The organism is Variovorax sp. Varisp36 (assembly GCF_047304235.1).
Taxonomy (GTDB): domain Bacteria; phylum Pseudomonadota; class Gammaproteobacteria; order Burkholderiales; family Burkholderiaceae_C; genus Variovorax.
In genome coordinates this window covers 45,310-67,558 of record NZ_JBGLYU010000031.1, presented here as the reverse complement: position 1 = coordinate 67,558, position 22,249 = coordinate 45,310, and the positions used below count along the sequence as shown (strand labels likewise).

Sequence of the window (22,249 nt, the reverse complement as noted above, 5' to 3'; positions counted from 1 at the left end):
CTTGGGGCGGCCCGGCGGCGATCGCTGACATGCGCGCTGCAATCTGGCTCCTCGCCCTGTTCGCCGTCGCCGCGGCGGTCGCCCTGTTCGCGGGCAACAACCAGGGCACGATCACCGTGTTCTGGCCGCCATGGCGCGTCGATCTGTCGCTGAACCTCGTGCTCGTGATCCTGCTCGTGGCCTTCGTGCTGCTGCACGCGGCGCTGCGGGCGCTGGCGGCGCTGTTCTCGCTGCCGACGCAGGCGCGCCAGTGGCGGCTGCAGCAGAAGGAGCGCACGCTGCATGCGGCGCTGCTCGATGCGATGGTGCAGCTGATCGCGGGCCGTTTCTCGCGCGCACGCAAGGCCGCGCAGGCCGCGCTCACGCAGGAGAAGACGCTGGCGGCACTCGGCGCCGGCCTGCCGCAGGCGCAGCAGGTGCGCGTGCTGTCGCACCTGCTGGCCGCCGAGAGCGCGCAGGCCCTGCAGGACAAGCCGGCGCGCGACGCGCATCTGCAGCAGGCCCTCAACGAAAGTGTGGACCGCGCCGTGCTCGCCAGCCCGGAGACGCGTGAAGGCGTGCAGCTGCGCGCGGCGCGCTGGGCGCTCGAAGACCGCGATGCGGCGGCGGCGCTCGCGCGGCTCGAAGAGCTGCCGCAAGGCGCGCAGCGCCGCACGCTGGCCCTGCGGTTGCGGCTCAAGGCGGCGCGGCAGGATCGCCGCACGCTCGAGGCGCTCGAAACCGCGCGCCTGCTGGCCAAGCACCGGGCGTTCTCGGAAGCCGCGGCGCAGAGCATCGTGCGCGGCCTCGCGACCGAGTTGCTGTCGGGCGCGCACGATCCTGCGCAGTTGCTTCGCGCCTGGACCGAACTCGATGCCAACGAACGCGGAATGCCCGAGGTGGCGATCCATGCCGCACAACGCATGGTCGCGTTGCGCGGCGACCTCGCGCTGGCGCGCGGCTGGCTGTTGCCGGCCTGGGAGCGCATGGTGGCCAATCCGCGTGGGCTGGGCGACGCGTTGCGCGTCAAGCTCTCGCGCGCGCTCGAAGCCGGGCTCGATTCGGTGGACGCCGACTGGCTGGCGCGCATTGAAAGTGCACAGCGCAACAACCCGCGCGACCCGAACCTGCAATACCTTGCGGGCATGGCCTGCATGAAGCGCCAGCTGTGGGGCAAGGCCCAGCAGTTGCTGACGCAGGCCGGCCTGGGACTGCAGGACACCGAGCTGTACCGCCGCGCCTGGCTCGCACTGGCCAGGCTGGCCGAAGACCGCAACGACGCCGAGCAGGCTGCCGAGGCGTGGAAGCGCGCGGCGCAGGTCGAGAACAGCTGAGCGTCTGCAGCGGCGGGTGCAATGAGCGCGGGCGGGGCGCACTCCCGGAGTCCCGAGCGGGCCGCCATGACCGCGTCGTAGCCCGACGCGCCCTGAAGATATCCCGGCGATCCAGCCATGGCATTCGCGCGGCGATGCGAGCTGCCGGCTCATTGCAAGGCATAAAAAAACGGCGCCAGATGGCGCCGTTTTTGGTTGCGGGCGTGTGTCGCTCAGAGCGTGCGTTGCTGCTGCTCGAACGGCAGCGACATCGAGCCGAGGTCGCGGCGGGTTTCGACCAGCACCAGCGGACCTTCGTCGAGCACGACCACCGGCGGGCGTTCGCGCGGCACATGCACCGGCTTCGGCTCGGCCTCGATGGCGGCGCGGGCCTGGGCGATGCGCTCGGCGTCCGAGTTGACCCACTGCAGGCCCGAGTTCTCGGCGATCTGGGCGAGTTCGGCCAGCGGCAGCTCGAAGGACTGGACCTTGGGCAGTGCGCGGCCGTTGGCGGCTGCGGGCGCCTTGGCGCTTTCAACCACGATCGGTGCGGACACCGGTGCCGGGCGCTCGCTGCGGACCTGCTGTGGTGCGGCAACTTCTTGAGCTGCTTCGGCGCGTTCCGACACCAGCGGCAGTTGCTGCTGCGGACGGGACTCCGGGGCTTCCGCCGCGGCGCCTTCGGCGACCGGCGCGCCGGCCGTGTTGCCGGCTTCGGCTTCGTCGCGCGGGCCGCGTTCGCGGCGGTCACGGCCGTAGCGGTCGCGCGAACGGCCGCGGCGCTCGTCGCCTTCGCGGCGGGGCATCTGCTCGTTGTTGCCGTTGATGGCTTCATTGCCTTGCGCTGCATCGGAAACCGCGGCTTCGGCGCCGCGTGCATCCGCTTCGGCTTGCGGCGCATCGTTGCGGCGTTCGCGGCGGCCGTCGTTGCGGTCGCCACGATCGCCACCACGGTCACCACGCGGAGCGCGCTGTTCGTCGCGGCCGTTGCGGGGCTGGCGCTCGCCTTGTGCGGCTTCGTCGCCAGCGGGTGCCGCGTCGCCGCGCGGCTGGCCGTTGTCGCCGTTGCGCTCGGCGCGTTCGCCGCCACGGTCGTTGCCGCGTTCAGCACGTTCGCCACGCTCATTGCGCTCGCCACGTTCACGGCGTTCGCCGCGGGCGCGGGGTGCGCGTTCAACTGCGTTGCCTTCGTCGCCTGCGACGGCGCCGGATGCCAGTTGCTGGGCTTCCAGGCTGATGTTGCCGTCGAGGGCCTCGACCGGTGCGTTGTTGCGGCCTTCACGGCCTTCGCCTTCGCGGCGCTCGCCACGGCCGTTGCGGCGCTGTTCGCCGTCACGCGGTGCGCGCGCTTCACGCGGCTCGCGGGGCTCACGCTGCTCGCGCGGTTCGCGTTGTTCACGCGGCTGGTTGATGCCGTCGTTGCGCTGCTCGCTGCCGCGGCCTTCACGACCTTCACGGCGCTCGCCGCCACGGCCACCACGGCGTTCGCCGTCGCGGCCACCGGAGCGCCCGCCGCTCTCGCCACGGCCTTCACCGCGACCTTCGCCACCACGGCCGCCGCGGCGCTGTTCGCCGTCACGTGCGCCGCCGCGTTGTTCGCCATCGCGGCCCGGACGGCCGTCGCGGCGGGGCTTCGGCGCCTCGACCGGAATCGCAGCCGGCGCAGGTGCTGCAGCGGGTGCCGGCGTGCTGCCGAACAGGTTCTTGATCCAGCCGAAGAAGCCGGTCTGCGCCGGAACCGGCGCACTCACCACGGGTGGAGCGACCGGCGCGGGCGCGGCGACAGGCGTGCGCACCGCTTCGGGCTTGGGTGGCACCACCGGCGCGGGAGCATCGGGCAGCACGCCCTTGATGACCGGCGTCTGCTTGTTGGTGGGCTCCTGCGAGCGGCGCGTGACCGAGGTCGGGTCTTCGATCTCGTCGGCCATCTTGTAGCTGGCTTCGATATGGTCGAGGCGCGGATCGTCGTGCTTCAGACGCTCGAGCTTGTAGTTGGGCGTTTCGAGCGTCTTGTTGGGCACCATCAGCACGGTGACGCGCTGCTTGAGTTCGATCTTGGCGATTTCGGGGCGCTTTTCGTTCAGCAGGAACGAGGCGACTTCCACGGGCACCTGCACGTGCACGGCGGCCGTGTTGTCCTTCAGGCACTCTTCCTGAATGATGCGCAGGATCTGCAGCGCGCTCGACTCGGTGTCGCGGATGTGGCCCGAGCCGCCGCAGCGGGGGCAGGGGATCGACGAGCCTTCGCTGAGCGCGGGCTTCAGGCGCTGGCGGCTCATTTCCATCAGGCCGAACTTGCTGATCGAGCCGAACTGCACACGGGCGCGGTCTTGCCGCAGCGCGTCGCGCAGGCGGCTTTCGACCTCGCGGCGGTTCTTCGACTCGTCCATGTCGATGAAGTCGATGACGATCAGGCCGCCCAGGTCGCGCAGGCGCATCTGGCGGGCCACTTCGTCGGCGGCTTCGAGGTTGGTGCGCGTGGCGGTTTCCTCGATGTCGCCGCCCTTGATGGCGCGCGCCGAGTTCACGTCGACCGAGACCAGCGCTTCGGTGTGGTCGATCACGATGGCGCCGCCCGAGGGCAGCTGCACGGTGCGTGCGTAGGCCGATTCGATCTGGTGCTCGATCTGGAAGCGGCTGAACAGCGCCGCGTCGTCGCGGTAGCGCTTCACGCGGGCGGCATGCTCGGGCATGACGTGCGCCATGAACTGCTGCGCCTGGTCGTAGATGTCGTCGGTGTCGATCAGGATGTCGCCAATGTCGTGATTGAAGTAATCACGAATGGCGCGGATGACGAGCGACGATTCCTGGTAGATCAGGAAGGCGCCCTTGCCGCCCTTGGCCGCGCCGTCGATGGCGCTCCAGAGCTTGAGCAGGTAGTTCAGGTCCCACTGGAGTTCGGACGCGATGCGGCCGATGCCGGCGGTGCGCGCGATGATGCTCATGCCCTTGGGGTACTCGAGCTGGTCCATCGCCTCCTTGAGCTCGGCGCGGTCGTCGCCCTCGATGCGGCGAGAGACGCCGCCGCCACGGGGGTTGTTCGGCATCAGCACGACGTAGCGGCCGGCCAGCGAGATGAAGGTGGTGAGGGCCGCGCCCTTGTTGCCGCGTTCTTCCTTCTCGACCTGGACGGTGAGTTCCTGGCCTTCGCGGATCGCGTCCTGGATGCGGGCCTGGCTGGCCGACACGCCTTCGGCGAAGTACTGCTTGGAGATTTCCTTGAACGGCAGGAAGCCGTGGCGGTCTTCGCCGTAGTCGACGAAACAGGCTTCGAGCGAAGGCTCGACGCGGGTCACGACCGCCTTGTAGATGTTGCCCTTGCGCTGTTCGCGCCCTTCGATTTCGATTTCGTAGTCGAGCAGTTTCTGCCCGTCGACGATGGCCAGGCGGCGTTCTTCGGCCTGCGTGGCATTGATCAGCATCCGCTTCATGATGCGTTGTCCTTATATGTATCGTTCTACCGGCTCTTGACGAGCCAACGATGCACGGACGACGCCCGCGAAACCAGGGGAATTGCCGCTTGGGCCCCGGATGCTGTGACTGCCGCGCCAAGCGCGAGCAGGCCTCTCGAGCTTTAGCTCAAGAAGACAGCCGGGGTGGGGGCGCGTGGATGGGCGCGAGCCAGATTCGGTGTTGAGTGGCTATCTTTTTGATAGCCGGTTGCGCAAGGGTGGCGCGCGCCGCAGACGATTCAATGCCTGAAGCCGCTGGTCGAAACCAGGTCGGCCAGCGCAGGCACATTTGAATCAGCAGCATCAACACAACAAGGGACTCGCTTCGATCCGCCGGCAGCTTGGAAGCTGCAGGCTGGGTATTCCGTATCGGTGTTTCGTGGGTGTCGGCTTGACTTGGGTGCCTGGTCTGCCACTTTGCGCCATTGCGCGGGGTTTGCAGCTCGGCGCCAAAGCGGCATCGACCTCGCAGCGCTGTCCTGGGTATTTGATGGCAGTGGACTAAACTTCTGTCTAATCAAGCACTTACATGACCGCGCTGGTGAAAAACATTATAGGTGCGAAGCAGGGCCCGGCGGCTGCTCCAAATCCCGCAGACCCAAAAGCCCCAACCGAAACCGGGGCGCCGCATTCGGCCATCAAATTCCTCACGGTCGACGCCGAATCTGCCGGGCAGCGGCTCGACAACTTCCTGTTCCGCCATCTGAAAGGCGTCCCGAAGACGCACGTCTACCGGATCATCCGGTCCGGCGAGGTGCGCATCAACAAGGGCCGGGCGCAGGCCGAAACCCGCATCGAGGTGGGCGACGTGCTGCGGCTGCCGCCGATCCGCATCTCGCCCCGCGCGGAAGAGGGCGCGGCTCCGCCCGCGCCGGCGCGCGAGTTCCCGGTGCTGCTGGAAGACGATGCCGTGCTGGCCATCGACAAGCCGGCCGGCGTGGCCGTCCATGGCGGCAGCGGCGTGAGCTTTGGCGTGATCGAGCAATTGCGCACCGCGCGGCCCGCCGCCAAATTCCTGGAACTGGTGCATCGGCTGGACCGCGAAACCTCCGGCATCCTGCTGGTCGCCAAGAAGCGCAGCGCGCTGGTCGCGCTGCAGGACCAGTTCCGTGAACGCGAGACCGGCAAGACCTACCTGGCGCTGGTCGAGGGAGCCTGGCCCGCCAACAAGAAGGTGCTCGATGCGCCGCTCGCCAAATATCTGCTGCCCGACGGCTCCGGTGCGGGCGCCGGCGAGCGCCGTGTGCGCGTGGTCGCCAAGGACCATCCGGATGCCATGCGCGCCGTCACGCTGGTGCGCGTGCTGGCACGGTTGTCGCTGCCGGGGGATGCCACGCCGCTGTCATTGCTTGCGGTGACGATCAAGACCGGCCGCACGCACCAGATCCGCGTCCATCTCGCGTCGGCCGGCCATCCGATTGCGGGCGACGACAAATACGGCGAGTCCGAACGTCAGCGTGCGCTGCAGAAACTCGGCCTCAAGCGCATGTTCCTGCATGCCTGGCGGCTGCAATTCAACCACCCGGCCAGCGGTGATCGCGTGGCGCTGCAGGCCGGCCTGCCGCCCGAGTTGCACGCGCTCATGCCGCCTGCTGCCCTCGAGGCACTGGCCCAACACCCCGTTCCGACGCTCCATGACTGATTCCCCCAGCCCCCTTCGCTTCGACCTGATCGCCTTCGACTGGGACGGCACGCTCTACGACTCCACGCGCCTGATCGTGCGCTGCATCCAGGCGGCGGTGATCGACGTCGGTGGTGCCAAGCCGAGCGAGAACGACGCCGCCTGGGTGATCGGCCTGGGCCTGGCCGAGGCGCTCGCCCGCGCGGCGCCCGACGTGCCGAAGGAAAAATATGCCGAACTCGGCGCGCGCTACCGCTATCACTACCTCCAGCACCAGGACGACCTCGTGCTTTTCGACGGCGTGCTGCAGATGCTCGATGCGCTGCGCGCGCGCGGCCACAAGCTGGCCGTGGCCACGGGCAAGTCGCGCCGCGGCCTCAACGAAGCGCTCAGGTCGGTCGCGCTGCGCGACCGCTTCGACGCCTCGCGCACGGCCGACGAAACCTTCGGCAAGCCGCATCCGCGCATGCTGCTGGAGCTGATGGAAGAACTCGACGTGCCGCCGGAACGCACCCTGATGATCGGCGACACCACGCACGACCTGCAGCTCGCCCAGAACGCGGGCGCCGCCAGCGTGGGCGTGAGCTACGGCGCGCACGAACCGGCCAGCTTCGACGAATTCAAGCCGCTGCACATCGCACATTCGGTGGCCGGGCTGGAAGCCTGGCTTCTCGACAACGCCTGAGACCCCGCCATGAGCGACGAAGAACGCATTCCGCTGTGCAATGCCTCGGACCTGGTCGAAGGTGGCCTGGCCGTGCCTTTCGACGTGGTCTACGGCGGGGAAACATGCCGCGCTTTCGCGGTGCGTTTCGAGGGGCGGCCGCATGCGTTTCTCAACCGGTGCAGCCATGTCGCGATGGAGCTCGACTTCCAGCCCGACCGCTTCTTCGACGACACCGGGCAGTGGCTGCTGTGCGCCACGCACGGCGCGGTCTACAAGCCCGACACCGGTGAATGCATGGGCGGCCCATGCCGCGGTGGCCTCGTGAAGATCGCCCTGAGCGAGCATGACGGCGTGGTGCACTGGCATACTGACTGGAACCTTCACCCCCTGACCTTCTGACATGACCGACCCGAACCGAACGGAACCCGAAGGGTTCGAGCCATTTGAGCCGGCCCCCTCCAAGAACATGGCCAAAGATCCCACGCAGCGCCCCGGATGGGAGCGCGCCACGCTCGAAAAGCTCGCCTTCGCTTCGCTGAACGAACAGAGGGCCACGCGCCGCTGGAAGACCTTCGTACGCCTGTCGTGGCTGGCTTTCTTCGTCTTCCTGGCGTGGTTCGCGCTCTCGCGCGGCACGCCGAGCGCGGCCAAGACCACGGCCCACACGGCCGTCGTCGAGATCAAGGGCGAAATCGCCAACGGCGGGGATGCGAGCGCGGAATTCGTGGTCGCTGCGATGAAGACGGCCTTCGAGGACGAGGGCGCCAAGGGCGTGGTCTTGCTGATCAACTCGCCCGGCGGCAGTCCGGTGCAGGCCGGCATCATCAACGACGAGATCAAGCGCCTGAAGGCCAAGTACAAGAAGCCGGTCTATGCCGTGGTCGAGGAAACCTGCGCTTCGGCTGCCTATTACATCGCTGCTGCCACCGACAAGATCTTCGTCGACAAGGCCAGCATCGTCGGCAGCATCGGCGTGCTGATGGACGGCTTCGGCTTCACGGGCGTGATGGAGAAGGTTGGCGTCGAGCGCCGCCTGCTGACCGCCGGCGAGAACAAGGGCTTCCTCGATCCCTTCAGCCCGATGAGCGATGCGCAGCGCGCCCATGCGCAGACGATGCTGAACCAGATCCACACGCAGTTCATCAACGTGGTCAAGGCCGGCCGCGGCGACCGCCTGAAGCTCGACACTCCGGGCCTGTTCAGCGGCCTGTTCTGGAGCGGCGAGCAGGCGGTCGAATTCGGCCTTGCCGACCAGCTGGGCAACGTCGACTTCGTGGCGCGCGAAGTCATCAAGGCCGAAGAGGTGATCGACTACACGCGGCGCGACAACGTGGCCGAGAAGCTGGCCAAGAAATTCGGCGCCGCGATGGCCGAAACCACGGTGCGCCTCATGCACACCGCTCCGGCCCTGCGCTGATTTCCTATTTGTTGTTCTCGCCGCTGGCGGTGTAGCGCGCCGACGCCGCCAGCGCCGCGGCGAAGGCCACGACCACATAGAGCGCGGCGGTCAGCGAGGTCGCCCGCGCCAGCAGCCCGATTGCCGCCGGGCCCGCCATGAATCCCAGGTACGCCAGGGCCGAGACCGATGCAATGCCTCGCGCAGGCTCGATGCCCGGCACCTTCGCCGAAGCCGAAAACAGGATCGGCACCACGTTCGCAAAGCCGACGCCTACTCCCGCGAAGCCGATCAGCGCCAGCCACGGCAGGTCGGTGGCCAGTACCAGCGTCATCGCTAGCGCTGCCAGGAGGCCGCTGCCGAGCAGCAGGGTGGTCGGTGCGAAGCGGGCGCGCATCGCGTCGCCGCCGAAACGCGCCGCCGCCATTGCGGCCGAGAAGCTCGCATAAGCCAGCGCGGCCTGTTGTTGCGGGCTGCCGATTTCCTGCTGCATGTAGAGCACGCTCCAGTCGTAGATGGCGCCCTCGGCGATCAGTCCCAGCGCGGCCAGCACGCCCAGTACCGCGAGTGCGCCGCGGGGCAGCAGGAAGCCATGATCGGCCTCGGTGGCTCCGCTGGTGGCGGCTCTGGGCAGCATGCGTGTCGAGGCCGCGGCGACGAGCAGCGCCATTGCTGCGGCGACCAGAAGCAGGTGCGCCTGCGCGCCGAGTCCGGCTGCCAGCGCGGCGCTGCCGCTCGCGGCGCCGGCCATGCCGCCCAGGCTGAACATGCCGTGCATGCCGCTCATCAAGGGTGCGTCTCCGTGCAGTTCGAGCTGCGCCGCCTCGGTGTTGATCGACACGTCGAACACGCTGGTCACGAGGCCGAAGGCGGCCAGCAGGCCCAGCAGGGCGGCATAGCCGGGCATCGCGATCAGGCCGGCCAGCAGCAGCGCGTAGATGCAGCCGCAGATGCCGGCCACGCGGCGCGGGCCGTGGCGTCCGATCCAGCGGCCCGCGCTGGTCAGGCCGAACATCGCGCCGGCACCGGCCGCGAGCATCGCCAGGCCGAGCTGCGCCTCGTCGATGCCGTAGTGCGCCTTGACCGTCGGCACGTGCACGCCCCAGGTCGCGAAGATGAAGCCGGCGCAAAAGAACTGCGCGCGCGATGCCCATCGCGTGGCTGCGGTAACGCCGCCCATCGTCAGCGGCCGATGGCGAACACGGCGGGCAGGCGTTCGTCTGTCGTGGCTTGCGGCTTGGCGGCGCGCCAGGACTTGATCGTCTCGCTGCGCACGTGGGCGGTGGCGAGCGTCAGGCCGCGCGCCACGGCGAGCCGGGTGTTGTGCTGCAGGGTCTGCACGAGCGCCTGCAGCAGCGCGGCGTTGCGGTAGGGCGTTTCGATGAACAGCTGCGTCTGGCCGGACTTGAGCGCGAGCGCTTCGAGCTCGCGGATGCGGGTCTGGCGTTCAACGGCGTCCTGCGGCAGGTAGCCGACAAAGGCGAAGTTCTGGCCATTGAGCCCGCTTGCTGCAAGCGCCAGCAGCAGTGAAACGGGGCCGGTCAGCGGCACCACCGTGATGCCCAGGTCGTGAGCGGCGCGCGCCACCGAGGAGCCCGGATCGGCCACCGCCGGCATGCCGGCTTCGCTCAGCAGGCCGATGTCGTGGCCTTCGAGCGCGGCGGCCAGCAGGGGGCGGGCATCGAACTGGCCGGCATGATCGCCTTTCTTGTGCACTTCGCGCGGCAGCTCCTGGATGGCTTGAGCCTGCAGTGGTGCAGCCAGCGGCGCGACTGCGTCGATGCGCTTGAGGTAGGCGCGCGCGGACTTCGCGTTCTCGCAGATCCAGTGGGTGATGCCGGCGGCCGCCTGCAGCGTGCCCAGCGGCAGGGCGTCCTGCAGCGGGGCTTGCACATCGCAGCCGAAGTCGAGCGGCGCGGGTACGAGGTAGAGCTTGCCCTTTTGTCGTGTCACAGCAGATCGACCCCCGCTGCGCGCAGCATCTGGCAGGTGCGGATCAACGGCAGGCCGACCAGTGCGGTCGGGTCGTCGCTGTCGATCGCGCTCAGCAATGCGATGCCCAGGCCTTCGCTCTTGGCGCTGCCGGCGCAGTCGTAGGGCTGCTCGGCTTGCAGATAGTGTTCGATGGCGGTGTCGGTGAGGTCGCGAAACACCACGCGCACGGGGGCGGTGTCGCGCTGGGCGAAGCCGGTGGCGTGACAGACGACGGCCACGGCTGTCTGAAAGATCAGCGTCTGGCCGCGCATGCGGCGCAGCTGGGCGGTGGCGCGGGCGTGGTCGCCGGGCTTGCCGAGCGCTTCGCCCGCCAGGTCGGCCACCTGGTCGGAACCGATGACCACGGCGTCGGGAAAGCGGGCGGCCACGGCGTTCGCCTTTTCCAGCGCGAGGCGAACGGCGAGGTCATGCGGTGTTTCGCCGGCAAGAGGTGTTTCATCGACTTCCGGCGAGTGCACTTCGAAGGGCAGGCGCAGGCGGGAGAGCAATTCGCGGCGGTAGCGCGAGGTCGAGGCGAGGATCACGGTGCGTTGCATGGGGACGATTGTGCGTGAGCCGCTCAAGACCCTCCGCCATGTCCCGCGCCGGGGGAGCGTCCGGCGCGCTAGACTGCCGCGGATGAAGAGAGAATTTGCCCCCGAACGGCTCAATGTGCCGGGCTTTGCCGCCGCTGCCGCCACCCTGGAAGCCACCGACCCGGTTCCTGACTACGAGCGCCTGGCCGCCGAACTGGCCGTTCCGGCGCCCGATGCGCTGGTCCGGTGGGCGGCCCATGGGGAAGAACGTCCCGGCGCGGATGGCAAGGCAACGCCCTGGCTGCATCTGGAGGCCGAAGCCGTGGTGCCGCTGGTTTGCCAGCGCTGCCTGTCGCCCGTCGATTCCCTGCTGTCGGTGGATCGCTGGTTCCGCTTCGTGGCCGATGAGGCCACCGCCGAGGCGCAGGACGAGGAGTCCGAGGAAGACCTGCTCGTCGTGAGCCGGGATTTCGACCTGCGCGCCCTGATCGAGGACGAACTGCTGATGGAAATCCCCGTCATGCCCGCCCACGATGTCTGCCCGACGCCGGTACAGCTTTCGTCCAGCGACGAAGACTTCAAGGCGGCCGAAGAAGCCAAGCCGAACCCTTTTGCGGTGCTCGGTGCGTTGCGTTCGCGCAAGCCGGAAGATGGGAAATAGCTCTTTCCTGCCGGCTGGGTTATAATCATGGGCTTCGCGCGCGCCGCCGTGAGCAGCGATACAGGTAGCAACGAGAGGGGCATTCCATACATGCCGCTGAAGTTTCTGTATTGCCACCGCTTGAGCCCGCATCCAATCACTCACCTAACAGTCCAGGAGCCATCATGGCCGTCCAGCAAAACAAGAAGTCGCCTTCCAAGCGCGGCATGCACCGTTCCCACAATGCGCTGGTCGTTCCCGGCATCGCCGTGGAGCCGACCACCGGCGAAACGCACCTGCGCCACCACATCAGCCCCAACGGTTTCTACCGTGGCCGCCAGGTGCTCAAGAACAAGTCCGAAGCCTGATTCCGCATCCCAAGGCCAAGGCCCGAAGCTACTTCTGCCGTAGCGTCGGGCCTTTGTTTTGATGGCTACGCCTTCTTCTCCCGAAATCACTGCTGCGCCTTCCGCAATCACGCTCGCCGTGGATTGCATGGGGGGCGACCATGGGCCGCGCGTCACGCTCGCGGCCTGCCGCGCATTTCTCGAGCGGCACAGCGAGGCCTCGCTGCTGCTGGTCGGTGCGCCGGCCGCGCTGGCGGGATTTGCCGCGCATCCGCGTGCCCGCATCGTCGCTGCCAGCGAAGTGGTGGGCATGGACGACCCGATTGAAATCGCCCTGCGCAAGAAGAAGGACTCTTCGATGCGCGTGGCAATCCAGCAGGTAAAGGACGGCGCTGCCCAGGCAGCGGTCTCGGCCGGCAACACCGGCGCCTTGATGGCAATTGCCCGCTATCTGCTCAAGACGCTGGAAGGCATCGACCGCCCGGCCATCGCGCCACAGTTGCCGAACGCGAAGGGCGGGGCGACAACGGTGCTCGACCTGGGCGCAAATGTCGATTGCGATGCTGAGGACCTGCTTCAGTTCGCGGTGCTCGGTTCGGCGCTGGTCTCGGCGTTGACCGGTAACGAGGCGCCTTCGGTCGGCTTGCTCAATATTGGCGAAGAAGCCATCAAGGGCAGCGAAACCATCAAAAAAGCAAGCCAACTGCTGCGTACAGCTGCCAATTCCAAGGATCTGAACTTCTACGGAAACGTGGAAGGCAACGATATCTTCAAGGGCACCACCGATATCGTCGTTTGCGACGGGTTCGTCGGAAATGTGGCTTTGAAGGCCAGCGAAGGCGTGGCCTCCATGATTGGCGAGTTCATTCGAGTCGAGTTTTCGCGAAGCGTTTTCACGAAGCTTGCTGCAATTGTTGCCTATCCGGTCCTAAAAGCATTTAAAACTCGCCTGGATCATCGGCGGTACAACGGCGCAGCGCTGCTGGGCCTGCGTGGCCTGGTTTTCAAGAGCCATGGCTCGGCTGACGAAGTGGCTTTCGGCCATGCGCTGGATCGCGCTTATGATGCCGCTCGCAACAACCTGCTCGATCGCGTGCGGGCCCGCATCGCCCACGCCGCGCCTTTGCTCGCGCGGCAGGACCCGGCGGCGCCGGTCGACGCGACGGCCCTTCACGTTTGATGACCCCTCCTTACTCACGCATTACCGGCACCGGCAGCTACCTGCCTCCACGCCGCGTGACCAATGACGATCTCGCCAAGGATCTGGCGACGCGCGGCATCGAAACCTCCGACCAATGGATTGTCGAACGCACCGGCATCCATGCGCGGCACTTCGCCGCGCCGGACGTCACGAGCAGCGACCTTGGTTTCGAAGCGGCCCGGCACGCCCTGGAAGCCGCCGGCCGCAAGGCCAGCGACGTCGACCTGATCATCGTCGCGACCTCGACCCCCGACATGGTGTTCCCGTCGTCGGCCGCCATCCTGCAGAACAAGCTCGGCATTGCCGGTTGCCCGGCATTCGACGTCCAGGCGGTCTGCAGCGGCTTCGTCTATGCGCTCACCGTTGCCGACGCGATGATCCGCACCGGCTCCGCGCGCTGCGCACTGGTGGTGGGCGCCGAAGTGTTCTCCCGCATCCTCGACTTCAATGACCGCACCACCTGCGTGCTGTTCGGCGACGGCGCGGGCGCGGTGGTGCTCGAAGCCAGTCAAGAGCCCGGCATCCTGGCCAGCGACCTGCATGCGGACGGAAAGCACGTCGGCATTCTTTGCGTGCCGGGCCACGTGTCCGGCGGCAACGTGCTGGGCACGCCGCTGCTGCACATGGATGGCCAGGCCGTCTTCAAGCTCGCAGTGCGCGTGCTCGAGGAGGCTGCGCGCACCACGCTGGCCAAGGCCGGCAAGACCGATGCCGATATCGACTGGCTTATCCCGCACCAGGCCAACATCCGCATCATGGAAGGCACGGCGAAGAAGCTGAAGCTTCCGCGCGAGAGATTGATCGTCACGGTGAACGAGCACGGCAACACCTCCGCTGCATCGATTCCGCTGGCGCTCGATGAGGGCGTGCGCTCCGGCAAGGTGAAAAAGGGCCAGACACTCATGCTCGAGGGCGTGGGCGGCGGCTTCACCTGGGGCGCGGTGCTGTTGAATCTGTAGTGCGTTGCAGCGCCCGGAAGAGGGTGCTGCGATGCAAGATGACGCTTGAAACAATGAAATCCTTTGCTTTTGTCTTTCCGGGTCAGGGCTCGCAGGCCGTCGGCATGCTCGACGCCTGGGGCGATCATCCGGCTGTGGCCGAAACGCTTCGCGAAGCTTCCGAAGCGCTCGGCGAAGACATCGGTGCGTTGATCAAGAATGGTCCCAAGGAAGAGCTGGCGCTCACCACCAACACCCAGCCCGTGATGCTGGTTGCCGGCGTGGCCGCGTGGCGTGCCTGGCTGGCGGAGGGAGGCGCGACGCCTTCCGCCGTGGCCGGCCATTCGCTTGGCGAGTATTCCGCGCTGGTGGCTTCGGGCGTGCTCACGCTCGCGCAGGCTGCGCCGCTGGTGCGTTTTCGCGCGCAGGCGATGCAGCAGGCGGTGCCTGTCGGTGTCGGCGCAATGGCTGCGGTGCTGGGCATGGAGTCGGGCAAGGTAGTGGCCGGGTGTGCGGAAGCCACGGCCAGTTTTGGCGCCGGCAGTGCGGAAATCGTCGAGGCGGTGAATTTCAACGACCCGATGCAGACCGTGATCGCCGGCAGCAAGGCCGCGGTCGACAAGGCCTGCGAACTGCTCAAGGCCAACGGCGCCAAGCGCGCGTTGCTGCTGCCGGTTTCGGCTCCGTTCCATTCGAGCCTCATGAAACCCGCGGCGCAAGCATTGCGCGAGAAGCTGGCTTCCATTGAACTGGCCGCGCCACAGATTCCCGTGCTGAACAATATCGACGTTGCCGTTGAAACCGATGCCAACCGCATTCGCGACGCCCTGGTGCGGCAGGCTGCCGGCCCGGTGCGCTGGGTCGAGAGCGTGCAGGCCTTGAAACTGCGCGGTATAGCCGCCATCATCGAATGCGGTCCCGGCAAGGTGCTGGCCGGCATGGTGAAGCGCATCGCCCCCGATCTGGAGGCCGCGTCGGTGTACGACCCGGCCACGCTCGCGGACACCCGACAATCGCTCGCCGGCTGAACCGGCAAGGCCCCGATACTTTTTCTTATGAGCATTCCCAAATTCGAAGGGCAAGTCGCCCTGGTCACCGGCGCAACGCGCGGCATCGGCGCGGCGATCGCGCTGGAACTTGCCCAGCGCGGCCTCAAGGTCGTGGGCACCGGCACCACCGATGATGGCGCGGCCAAGATCACCTCGGCCCTCAGTGCCTTCGACGGCCGCGGCCGCGCACTCGACGTGAATGACGGCGCCGCCATCGAGGCCCTGATCGACGAGATCGTGCAGGCCTACGGCGCAATCCACGTGCTGGTGAACAACGCCGGCATCACGCGCGACACGCTCGCCATGCGCATGAAGGACAGCGACTGGGATGCGGTGCTCGACACCAACCTCAAGGCCGTCTTCTCGCTCTCGCGCGCGGTGATCCGGCCGATGATGAAGCAGCGCTACGGCCGCATCATCAGCATCACCAGCGTGGTTGGCGCTTCCGGCAACGCCGGCCAGGCCAACTATGCGGCCGCCAAGGCCGGCGTCGCGGGCATGACCCGTGCGCTGGCCCGCGAACTGGGCAGCCGCAACATCACCGTCAACTGCGTCGCACCCGGTTTCATCGAGACCGACATGACGGCCAGCCTTCCCGAAGCCCAGCAACAGGCGCTGCTACAGCAGATTCCGCTGGGCCATCTGGGCAAGCCGGCCGACATCGCGCACGCGGTGGCTTACCTCGCATCGCCCCAGGCATCCTACGTCACGGGGCAGGAGCTGCACGTCAACGGCGGCATGCACATGTAGCCGCAAGGCGCAAATTTCCCCGTACCGGGTGCACGGCAAATGCCACAATGCGCCCGGCTAAAATCCACCGATTACCTACAACCCTCAGAGGGAACCAAATGAGCGATATCGAAGCACGTGTCAAGAAAATCATCGCCGAGCAGCTCGGCGTGGAAGAGTCCCAAGTGACGAATGAAAAGGCCTTCGTGGCCGACCTCGGCGCGGACTCGCTCGACACGGTCGAACTCGTGATGGCACTCGAAGACGAATTCGGCATCGAAATTCCCGACGAAGATGCCGAGAAGATCACCACGGTGCAAAACGCCGTCGACTACGCCACCAAGAATCAAAAGGCCTGATAGGCCAGCTGACAACACTGCAACTGCGGCCGGCGGCTTTTACTTGAACCGCTCGCGCCGACAGGCAACTGTTCAGCGCTTCCAGAAAGGTTTGCCGGCATGACCAAACGCCGCGTCGTCGTGACCGGACTCGGTTGCATCGCTCCTGTCGGAAACACCGCAACCGAATCCTGGGCCAACCTGTTGGCCGGGAAGTCGGGTATTGCGAACATCACCGCGTTCGATGCAAGCGCCTTCGCCTGCAAGTTCGCCGGTGAGGTCAAAGGTTTCGACATCACCCAATACATCTCGGAGAAAGAAGCGCGTCACATGGACCGCTTCATTCATCTGGGACTCGCCGCCGCCATCCAGGCGGTGCAGGACAGCGGACTGCCGACCGGCGAAGCGCTGTCCTATGAAAAAGCCGTGCGCATCGGCTGCAACATCGGCTCCGGCATCGGCGGACTGCCGATGATCGAAGAAACGCACGGCGAATACGCGAATCGCGGCCCGCGCCGCATCTCGCCGTTCTTCGTACCGGCGTCGATCATCAACATGATCTCGGGCCACGTCTCGATCAAGTACGGCTTCAAGGGCCCGAACATTGCTGTCGTCACGGCCTGTACCACCGGCCTGCATGCCATTGGCACGTCGGCACGCATGATCGAGTACGGCGATGCCGACGTGATGATCGCGGGCGGTGCGGAATCGACCATTTCCCCGCTCGGCATCGGCGGCTTCACGGCGCCTCGCGCGTTGAGCACGCGCAACGACGATCCCGCCACGGCCTCGCGCCCGTGGGACAAGGACCGCGATGGTTTCGTGCTGGGCGAGGGCGCCGGCGTGCTGGTGCTTGAAGAGTACGAACACGCCAAGGCGCGCGGCGCCAAGATCTATGCCGAAGTCGCGGGCTTCGGCCTGACGGGCGATGCGTACCACATGACCGCGCCGGACGTCGACGGCCCGCGCCGCTCGATGGCCATGGCGCTGGCCAATGCCGGCGTCAATGCCGACCAGGTGCAGTACCTCAACGCGCACGGCACCTCGACGCAGATCGGCGACCTCAACGAGACCAACGCGGTCAAGCTGGCATTCGGCGATCACGCGAAGAAGCTCGTCGTGAATTCGACCAAGTCCATGACCGGCCACCTGCTGGGCGGCGCGGGGGGCATCGAATCGGTGTTCACGGTGATGGCGCTGCACGAGCAGAAGAGCCCGCCGACCATCAACATCTTCAACCAGGATCCGGAGTGCGATCTCGACTACTGCGCCAACGAGGCGCGCGATCTGAAGATCGATGTCGCGGTCAAGAACAACTTCGGCTTCGGCGGCACCAACGGCACGCTGGTGTTCAAGCGCGCTTGAGCAGCATTGCTCTTTCATGCACAGCGCGCCGTCGGTGACCTATCCGGTGGGGCGCTCGCGTGGCGCAACCCGGATTCTCGTTGTTCTCTGGGCCCTGGGCGCTTGCTGTGCGGGCGCGTCCTGCTATCTCTTCGATAGCGTCGGATGGCGCCAGCTGCTGCTGGTTTTCAGCGTCGTGTTCGCGGGCGTCGCTGCGGGCTTCGGCTTGCGGCGCGATGGCGCGGGCGTGCTGCATTTCGACGGCCTCCATTGGTCGCTGACGGGAGCCCCTGCCTCCCGCACCGTGCATGCCGCCCGGGCATTTGCAGCGCTCGATTTCCAGTCGCTGATGCTGGTCGGCCTCACCGAGCCGGGCCGCGCCAGGCGCTGGCTCTGGATCGAGCAGAGGGCCATGCCGGAGCGCTGGCGCGACGTGCGCCGCGCGATATATGCGCGCGCCCCGTCCGCGGCTTCTGCTGGCGATCCCTGGCGCGCGACGGCGCCGGCAGACGCGCCCTGAACTCCCGTCGATGACCACTTCCGTGCCTCCCGTGCCGCCGGAATCCGGCCTGACCGATGTGCCCGCCGCGGCGCCGCGTCCGGGCGAGGTCGATTTCCAACTGGTCCAGCGTACCGTCGCGGGTGACCAGAAGGCATTCGAACTGCTGGTCATCAAATACCAGCGCCGCATCGAGCGGCTGATCGGGCGGATGGTGCGCGACGTCGACCTGATCGAGGACATCGCGCAGGAAACTTTCATTCGTGCCTACCGCGCGTTGCATCAGTTCCGCGGCGAGGCGCAGTTCTACACCTGGCTCTACCGGATCGCCGTCAACACCGCCAAGAAGGCACTGGTGGACATGAAGCGCGATCCAACCATTTCCGAGGCTGCCCTGAGGCCTTCTTCTGAGGACGACGATGAAACTTACCGTCCCGGAAACGAACCAACCACCGACGAAACCCCCGAATCGGTCATGGCGGCGAACGAAATCGCCAGTGCCGTCGAGGCAGCCATGGAAGCACTCCCTGTCGAGCTGCGCCAGGCGGTCACGCTGCGTGAAATCGAGGGCATGAGTTACGAAGAGATTGCCGAGGTCATGGATTGCCCCATCGGTACGGTGCGTTCGCGTATTTTCCGGGCGCGCGAGGCCATTTCGGCCAGGGTCAAGCCACTGCTGGACAACCAGTCCGGCAAGCGTTGGTAAGTAAGCAGGTGAATGAAATGAATCAGACGATGACGGTTCGGGAACAGGTGTCCGCACTTGCGGATGGTCATTTGCAGGGCGAGGCGTTCGCGCAGGCGATCGAAGCAATCTGCGCCGATGGCGAGGCGCGGGCGGCATGGCAGGCCTTCCACGTCGCGGGCGACGTGCTGCGTTCGGGTTCGCATTCGCCGTGCAGCGACACCTCCACATTCTTGGCGCGCTTCCAACAGCGGTTGGCGGCGGAGCCCGTGATGGTCGCCCCTGCGTCGACGCCGGTCGCCGCATCGGTGGCACAGCCTGTGCAGCGCAGGGCGGAAGCGGCCAACGAGCCGGTGTTCCGCTGGAAGCTGGTGGCCGGCGCTGCGTCGCTGATGGCCGTGGCCGCCATCAGTTGGACCCTGGTCGGCAACGGCACCGCGGTTCCGCAGGGAGGCGCGCAGCTGGCGTCTGTCCCGCAGCAACAGCAGCCGGCGGTGAATTCGGTGCTGGCGGCAGCAGCGATCAACAGCCCGCAGCCCGCCGGCAGCGTGCTGACCCCGACGCGCGTGCTCGTGGGCAATGGCAATCCTCAAGTCATGTTGCGCGATCCGCGGCTCGACCAATTGCTCGAGGCGCACCAGCAGGCCGGCGGCGCATCGCAAATGCCTTCCGGTTTCCTGCGCAATGCCACTTTCGAGGGGCCGACGCGCTGAGCGCGCGCAACTCCTACCCGCCGCCCGCAATGACCGTTCAGATGCCGATCTCCGCACGCGCCTGCGTGCTTGTGTTTGCCGCCTTCTGCCTTGCGCAGGCTGCCACCGCGCAGACCCGCTCGGGCGCTGCAAATGCGAAGAGTGCGGCCACCGCACAGACGGACGAGCCGCCGGCCATGGGCGTGACCGAGTGGTTGCAGCGCATGCACGCGGGGGCCCGGCAGCGCAACTATGTGGGCACCTTCGTGGTGTCGGCGCCGGGCGGCGATCTGTCGAGCGCGCGCATCTGGCATGTGCGCGACGGCGAGCACCAGATCGAACGCATCGAAGCCTTGTCGGGGCCGCAGCGCTCGACCTTCCGGCGCAACCGCAATGTCATGACCTTCCTGCCGGAAGCAAAAGTTGTGAAGGTCGAGAAGCGCGAGAACCTCGATCTCTTCCCGAACCTGCCGGACCAGCCCGATTCATCGATCGGCGATTTCTACGACGTGCGCGCGATCGGCAAGGACCGCGTGGCCGGTTTCGACGCCGACGTGGTGCAGTTGGTGCCGCACGACGGGCTGCGCTTCGGCTATCGCATCTGGAGCGAGCGCCGCTCGGGACTGGTGGTGAAGCTGCAGACCGTCGACAGCGAATCCCGCGTGGTGGAGCAATCGGCCTTCTCCGAACTGCAGCTCGACGCGCCGGTGAAGGCGCAGGCGCTCTCGCAGATGATGTCCAACACCTCGGGCTACCGCGTCGAGAAGCTGGAGCTCGAGCGCAGCAACGCGCAGGACGAAGGCTGGATGCTGCGAACACCCGTGGCCGGATTCAAGCCCCGAAGCTTCTTCCGCCGTCCGACAGCAGGCAGCGAAGGCAGCGGCGGCAAGCCGAAGCAGGACGCGGCCACGGTCCAGTGGACCTTCTCCGATGGCCTGGCCTCGGTGTCGCTCTTCATCGAGCGCTACGACGCGGCGCGCGCGCCCCGCGACGGCGTGCTGACCATCGGCGCGACCAATGCCATCCGCCGGCGTCTGCCCGAACCGGCCGGCGACTGGTGGCTGACCGCGGTCGGCGAGGTGCCGCAGCAGACGCTCAATGCATTCGCCCAAAGCCTCGCGCGTACGCGCTGACAGGCCGCACAAGCGCCAATTGCGCTGAACCAAGCGGACGATGCAGACTCACAGCACTTGTTTTTCAGCCGCTCTGTTCTTTTGAAAGAAAACCGATGATCTTCAAAGTCGAGGGACACAAGTTTCGTTCCGGCCTGCTGGCTCTTGCGCTCGCAGTGACAGCTGGCTCCACATTCCTGCCGGTCGAGCCGGCCCATGCGCAGACGCGCACACTGCCCGATTTCACCGACCTGGTCGATCAGGTGGGCCCCTCCGTGGTCAACATCCGCACCGTCGAGAAGGTCGCACAGCGCGGCAGCAACGGCGAGATGGACGAGGAAATGCAGGAGTTCTTCCGCCGCTTCTTCGGCCAGCCGCTGCCCGGCACACCGCGCTCGACCCCGCGGCCGAACCGGCCGCAGCAGCCGCAGGAAGAGGAGCGTCCGCGCGGCGTCGGCTCCGGTTTCATCCTCACGGCCGACGGCTACGTGATGACCAATGCGCACGTGGTCGAGGACGCCTCCGAAGTGCTGGTCACGCTGACCGACAAGCGCGAGTTCAAGGCCAAGATCATCGGCGCCGACAAGCGCACCGACGTCGCGGTCGTCAAGATCGAGGCCGCGGGCCTGCCCGCGGTGAAGATCGGCGATATCTCCAAGCTGCGTGTCGGCGAATGGGTGATGGCCATCGGCTCGCCCTTCGGCCTCGAGAACACCGTCACCGCCGGCATCGTGAGCGCCAAGCAGCGCGACACCGGCGAATACCTGCCGTTCATCCAGACCGACGTGGCCATCAACCCCGGCAACTCGGGTGGCCCGCTGATCAACATGCGCGGCGAAGTGGTCGGCATCAACAGCCAGATCTACTCGCGCTCGGGCGGTTTCATGGGCATCTCGTTCTCGATCCCGATCGACGAGGCGATCCGCGTGAGCGAGCAGCTGCGCACCTCGGGGCGCGTTTCGCGCGGCCGCATCGGCGTGCAGATCGACCAGGTGACCAAGGACGTGGCCGAAGCCATCGGCCTGGGCAAGGCGCAGGGTGCACTGGTGCGCGGCGTCGAAGCCGGTTCGCCGGGCGAGAAGGCCGGCGTGGAGCCGGGCGACGTCATCACCAAGTTCGACGGCAAGGCCATCGAGAAGCCGAGCGACCTGCCGCGCCTGGTGGGCAACACCAAGCCGGGCACCAAGAGCACGCTCACGGTGTTTCGCCGCGGTGCTTCGCGCGAGCTCAACGTGACCATTGCCGAGATCGAGCCCGACAAGCCCGGCAAGCGCGCGAGCGACCGCGACGAGCCGGCGCCGAAGCCGTCGGCATCCGCTGCCCTCAAGTCGCTCGGCCTGGCCGTGAGCGATCTCACCGATGCGCAGAAGAAAGAACTCAAGCTGAAGGGCGGCGTGAAGGTCGATGCCGCCAACGACGCCGCGGCTCGTGCGGGCCTGCGCGAAGGCGACGTCATCCTGGCGGTGGCGAATGTCGAGGTTTCGAGTGTGCGCGAATTCGAGTCGGCCGTCGGCAAGGCCGACAAGAGCAAGCCGCTCAGTGTGCTGTTCCGTCGCGGCGACTGGGCGCAGTACGCGCTGATTCGTCCCGCACGCTGATCCGGCGTTGGCGTCAAGTGGCCCCACCCGGCAGTCGGGTTTGGGGCCATTTTTTGAGGTGTTTGCGACGTTCTGGGGCCAGCCTCGAAAAAAATCTGACGGCCTGGAAATGCCAATATTTGTTTGCGATTACTAACTT

General features: G+C 66.9%; 22 protein-coding genes. 18 read left to right on the top strand and 4 right to left on the bottom strand.

All coding sequences use genetic code 11. The features are described from left to right. Positions 1-29 precede the first annotated feature (29 nt). Positions 30-1,313, top strand: coding sequence for a heme biosynthesis protein HemY (locus ACCD11_RS18710; RefSeq protein ID WP_413315001.1), 1,284 nt, complete (start codon positions 30-32; stop codon positions 1,311-1,313). Between the two features lie 212 nt (positions 1,314-1,525). Here ACCD11_RS18710 and ACCD11_RS18705 read toward each other — a convergent pair whose 3' ends face one another. Continuing rightward, on the bottom strand, positions 1,526-4,723 hold the full coding sequence (locus ACCD11_RS18705) for an Rne/Rng family ribonuclease (RefSeq protein WP_413315000.1): 3,198 nt from the start codon (positions 4,721-4,723) through the stop codon (positions 1,526-1,528). A 562-nt stretch (positions 4,724-5,285) separates the two neighbouring features. On the opposite strand from ACCD11_RS18705, the gene ACCD11_RS18700 reads away from it, so the two are divergent. Genes ACCD11_RS18700 through ACCD11_RS18685 form a run of 4 tightly spaced genes read left to right on the top strand, consistent with a single transcriptional unit; the run spans position 5,286 to position 8,449 of the window. Then, positions 5,286-6,386, top strand: coding sequence for an RluA family pseudouridine synthase (locus tag ACCD11_RS18700; RefSeq protein WP_413315009.1), 1,101 nt, complete (start codon positions 5,286-5,288; stop codon positions 6,384-6,386). Then, the gene (locus ACCD11_RS18695) at positions 6,379-7,050 is read left to right on the top strand and encodes an HAD family hydrolase (RefSeq protein ID WP_007830459.1); all 672 of its coding nucleotides are present in this window, start codon (positions 6,379-6,381) and stop codon (positions 7,048-7,050) included. Before ACCD11_RS18700 ends, ACCD11_RS18695 begins: the two co-directional genes overlap by 8 nt. 9 nt (positions 7,051-7,059) lie before the next feature. Next, positions 7,060-7,431 (top strand): Rieske (2Fe-2S) protein, encoded by a 372-nt coding sequence (locus tag ACCD11_RS18690; protein ID WP_007830460.1) that lies wholly within the window; start codon positions 7,060-7,062, stop codon positions 7,429-7,431. A 1-nt stretch (position 7,432) separates the two neighbouring features. Next, positions 7,433-8,449 (top strand): S49 family peptidase, encoded by a 1,017-nt coding sequence (locus ACCD11_RS18685; protein ID WP_007830461.1) that lies wholly within the window; start codon positions 7,433-7,435, stop codon positions 8,447-8,449. Positions 8,450-8,453: 4 nt separating this feature from the next. On the opposite strand, the gene ACCD11_RS18680 is transcribed toward ACCD11_RS18685, so the two are convergent. From ACCD11_RS18680 to ACCD11_RS18670, 3 genes are read right to left on the bottom strand one after another with little or no spacing between them, the layout of a single operon-like run. Beyond that, the gene (locus ACCD11_RS18680; RefSeq protein ID WP_413314999.1) at positions 8,454-9,608 is read right to left on the bottom strand and encodes an MFS transporter; all 1,155 of its coding nucleotides are present in this window, start codon (positions 9,606-9,608) and stop codon (positions 8,454-8,456) included. A 2-nt stretch (positions 9,609-9,610) separates the two neighbouring features. Beyond that, positions 9,611-10,381 carry an SAM-dependent methyltransferase gene (locus tag ACCD11_RS18675; protein WP_413314998.1) on the bottom strand — a complete coding sequence of 257 codons (771 nt, stop codon included), beginning with the start codon at positions 10,379-10,381 and terminating at the stop codon, positions 9,611-9,613. Beyond that, a complete protein-coding gene (locus ACCD11_RS18670) occupies positions 10,378-10,959 on the bottom strand; it encodes a Maf family nucleotide pyrophosphatase (RefSeq protein WP_413314997.1) in 582 nt (193 codons plus the stop codon). Before ACCD11_RS18670 ends, ACCD11_RS18675 begins: the two co-directional genes overlap by 4 nt. Positions 10,960-11,041: 82 nt before the next feature. Between ACCD11_RS18670 and ACCD11_RS18665 the strand changes: the two genes are divergently transcribed. The 13 genes from ACCD11_RS18665 to ACCD11_RS18605 all read left to right on the top strand — a co-directional run bounded on the left by ACCD11_RS18665 (position 11,042) and on the right by ACCD11_RS18605 (position 22,110). Beyond that, on the top strand, positions 11,042-11,599 hold the full coding sequence (locus tag ACCD11_RS18665; protein ID WP_413315008.1) for a YceD family protein: 558 nt from the start codon (positions 11,042-11,044) through the stop codon (positions 11,597-11,599). Positions 11,600-11,763: 164 nt separating this feature from the next. Further along, the gene (gene rpmF / locus ACCD11_RS18660; protein WP_007830466.1) at positions 11,764-11,946 is read left to right on the top strand and encodes a 50S ribosomal protein L32; all 183 of its coding nucleotides are present in this window, start codon (positions 11,764-11,766) and stop codon (positions 11,944-11,946) included. Between the two features lie 61 nt (positions 11,947-12,007). Next, entirely contained in the window at positions 12,008-13,105 is a 1,098-nt protein-coding gene (gene plsX / locus ACCD11_RS18655) for a phosphate acyltransferase PlsX (RefSeq protein WP_081502619.1), read from the top strand. After that, positions 13,105-14,085 carry a beta-ketoacyl-ACP synthase III gene (locus ACCD11_RS18650; protein ID WP_007830468.1) on the top strand — a complete coding sequence of 327 codons (981 nt, stop codon included), beginning with the start codon at positions 13,105-13,107 and terminating at the stop codon, positions 14,083-14,085. Before plsX ends, ACCD11_RS18650 begins: the two co-directional genes overlap by 1 nt. A gap of 53 nt (positions 14,086-14,138) precedes the next feature. Further along, entirely contained in the window at positions 14,139-15,092 is a 954-nt protein-coding gene (fabD, locus tag ACCD11_RS18645) for an ACP S-malonyltransferase (protein ID WP_007830469.1), read from the top strand. 27 nt (positions 15,093-15,119) lie between these two features. Continuing rightward, positions 15,120-15,863, top strand: a complete 744-nt coding sequence (fabG, locus tag ACCD11_RS18640; RefSeq protein WP_413314994.1) for a 3-oxoacyl-ACP reductase FabG — start codon at positions 15,120-15,122, stop codon at positions 15,861-15,863. Positions 15,864-15,961: 98 nt separating this feature from the next. After that, positions 15,962-16,201 carry an acyl carrier protein gene (gene acpP / locus ACCD11_RS18635; protein ID WP_007830471.1) on the top strand — a complete coding sequence of 80 codons (240 nt, stop codon included), beginning with the start codon at positions 15,962-15,964 and terminating at the stop codon, positions 16,199-16,201. A gap of 99 nt (positions 16,202-16,300) precedes the next feature. Next, positions 16,301-17,545 (top strand): beta-ketoacyl-ACP synthase II, encoded by a 1,245-nt coding sequence (gene fabF, locus ACCD11_RS18630; protein ID WP_007830472.1) that lies wholly within the window; start codon positions 16,301-16,303, stop codon positions 17,543-17,545. A 16-nt stretch (positions 17,546-17,561) separates the two neighbouring features. Next, positions 17,562-18,044: a hypothetical protein gene (locus ACCD11_RS18625; protein WP_007830473.1), complete on the top strand. Its 483-nt coding sequence runs from the start codon at positions 17,562-17,564 to the stop codon at positions 18,042-18,044. A 10-nt stretch (positions 18,045-18,054) separates the two neighbouring features. After that, a complete protein-coding gene (gene rpoE / locus ACCD11_RS18620; protein WP_413314991.1) occupies positions 18,055-18,729 on the top strand; it encodes an RNA polymerase sigma factor RpoE in 675 nt (224 codons plus the stop codon). Between the two features lie 17 nt (positions 18,730-18,746). Continuing rightward, positions 18,747-19,421 carry a sigma-E factor negative regulatory protein gene (locus tag ACCD11_RS18615; RefSeq protein ID WP_413314989.1) on the top strand — a complete coding sequence of 225 codons (675 nt, stop codon included), beginning with the start codon at positions 18,747-18,749 and terminating at the stop codon, positions 19,419-19,421. 29 nt (positions 19,422-19,450) lie between these two features. Then, positions 19,451-20,533: a MucB/RseB C-terminal domain-containing protein gene (locus ACCD11_RS18610; RefSeq protein ID WP_007830476.1), complete on the top strand. Its 1,083-nt coding sequence runs from the start codon at positions 19,451-19,453 to the stop codon at positions 20,531-20,533. Positions 20,534-20,628: 95 nt separating this feature from the next. After that, positions 20,629-22,110, top strand: coding sequence for a DegQ family serine endoprotease (locus ACCD11_RS18605; RefSeq protein WP_413314988.1), 1,482 nt, complete (start codon positions 20,629-20,631; stop codon positions 22,108-22,110). Positions 22,111-22,249: the final 139 nt, after the last annotated feature.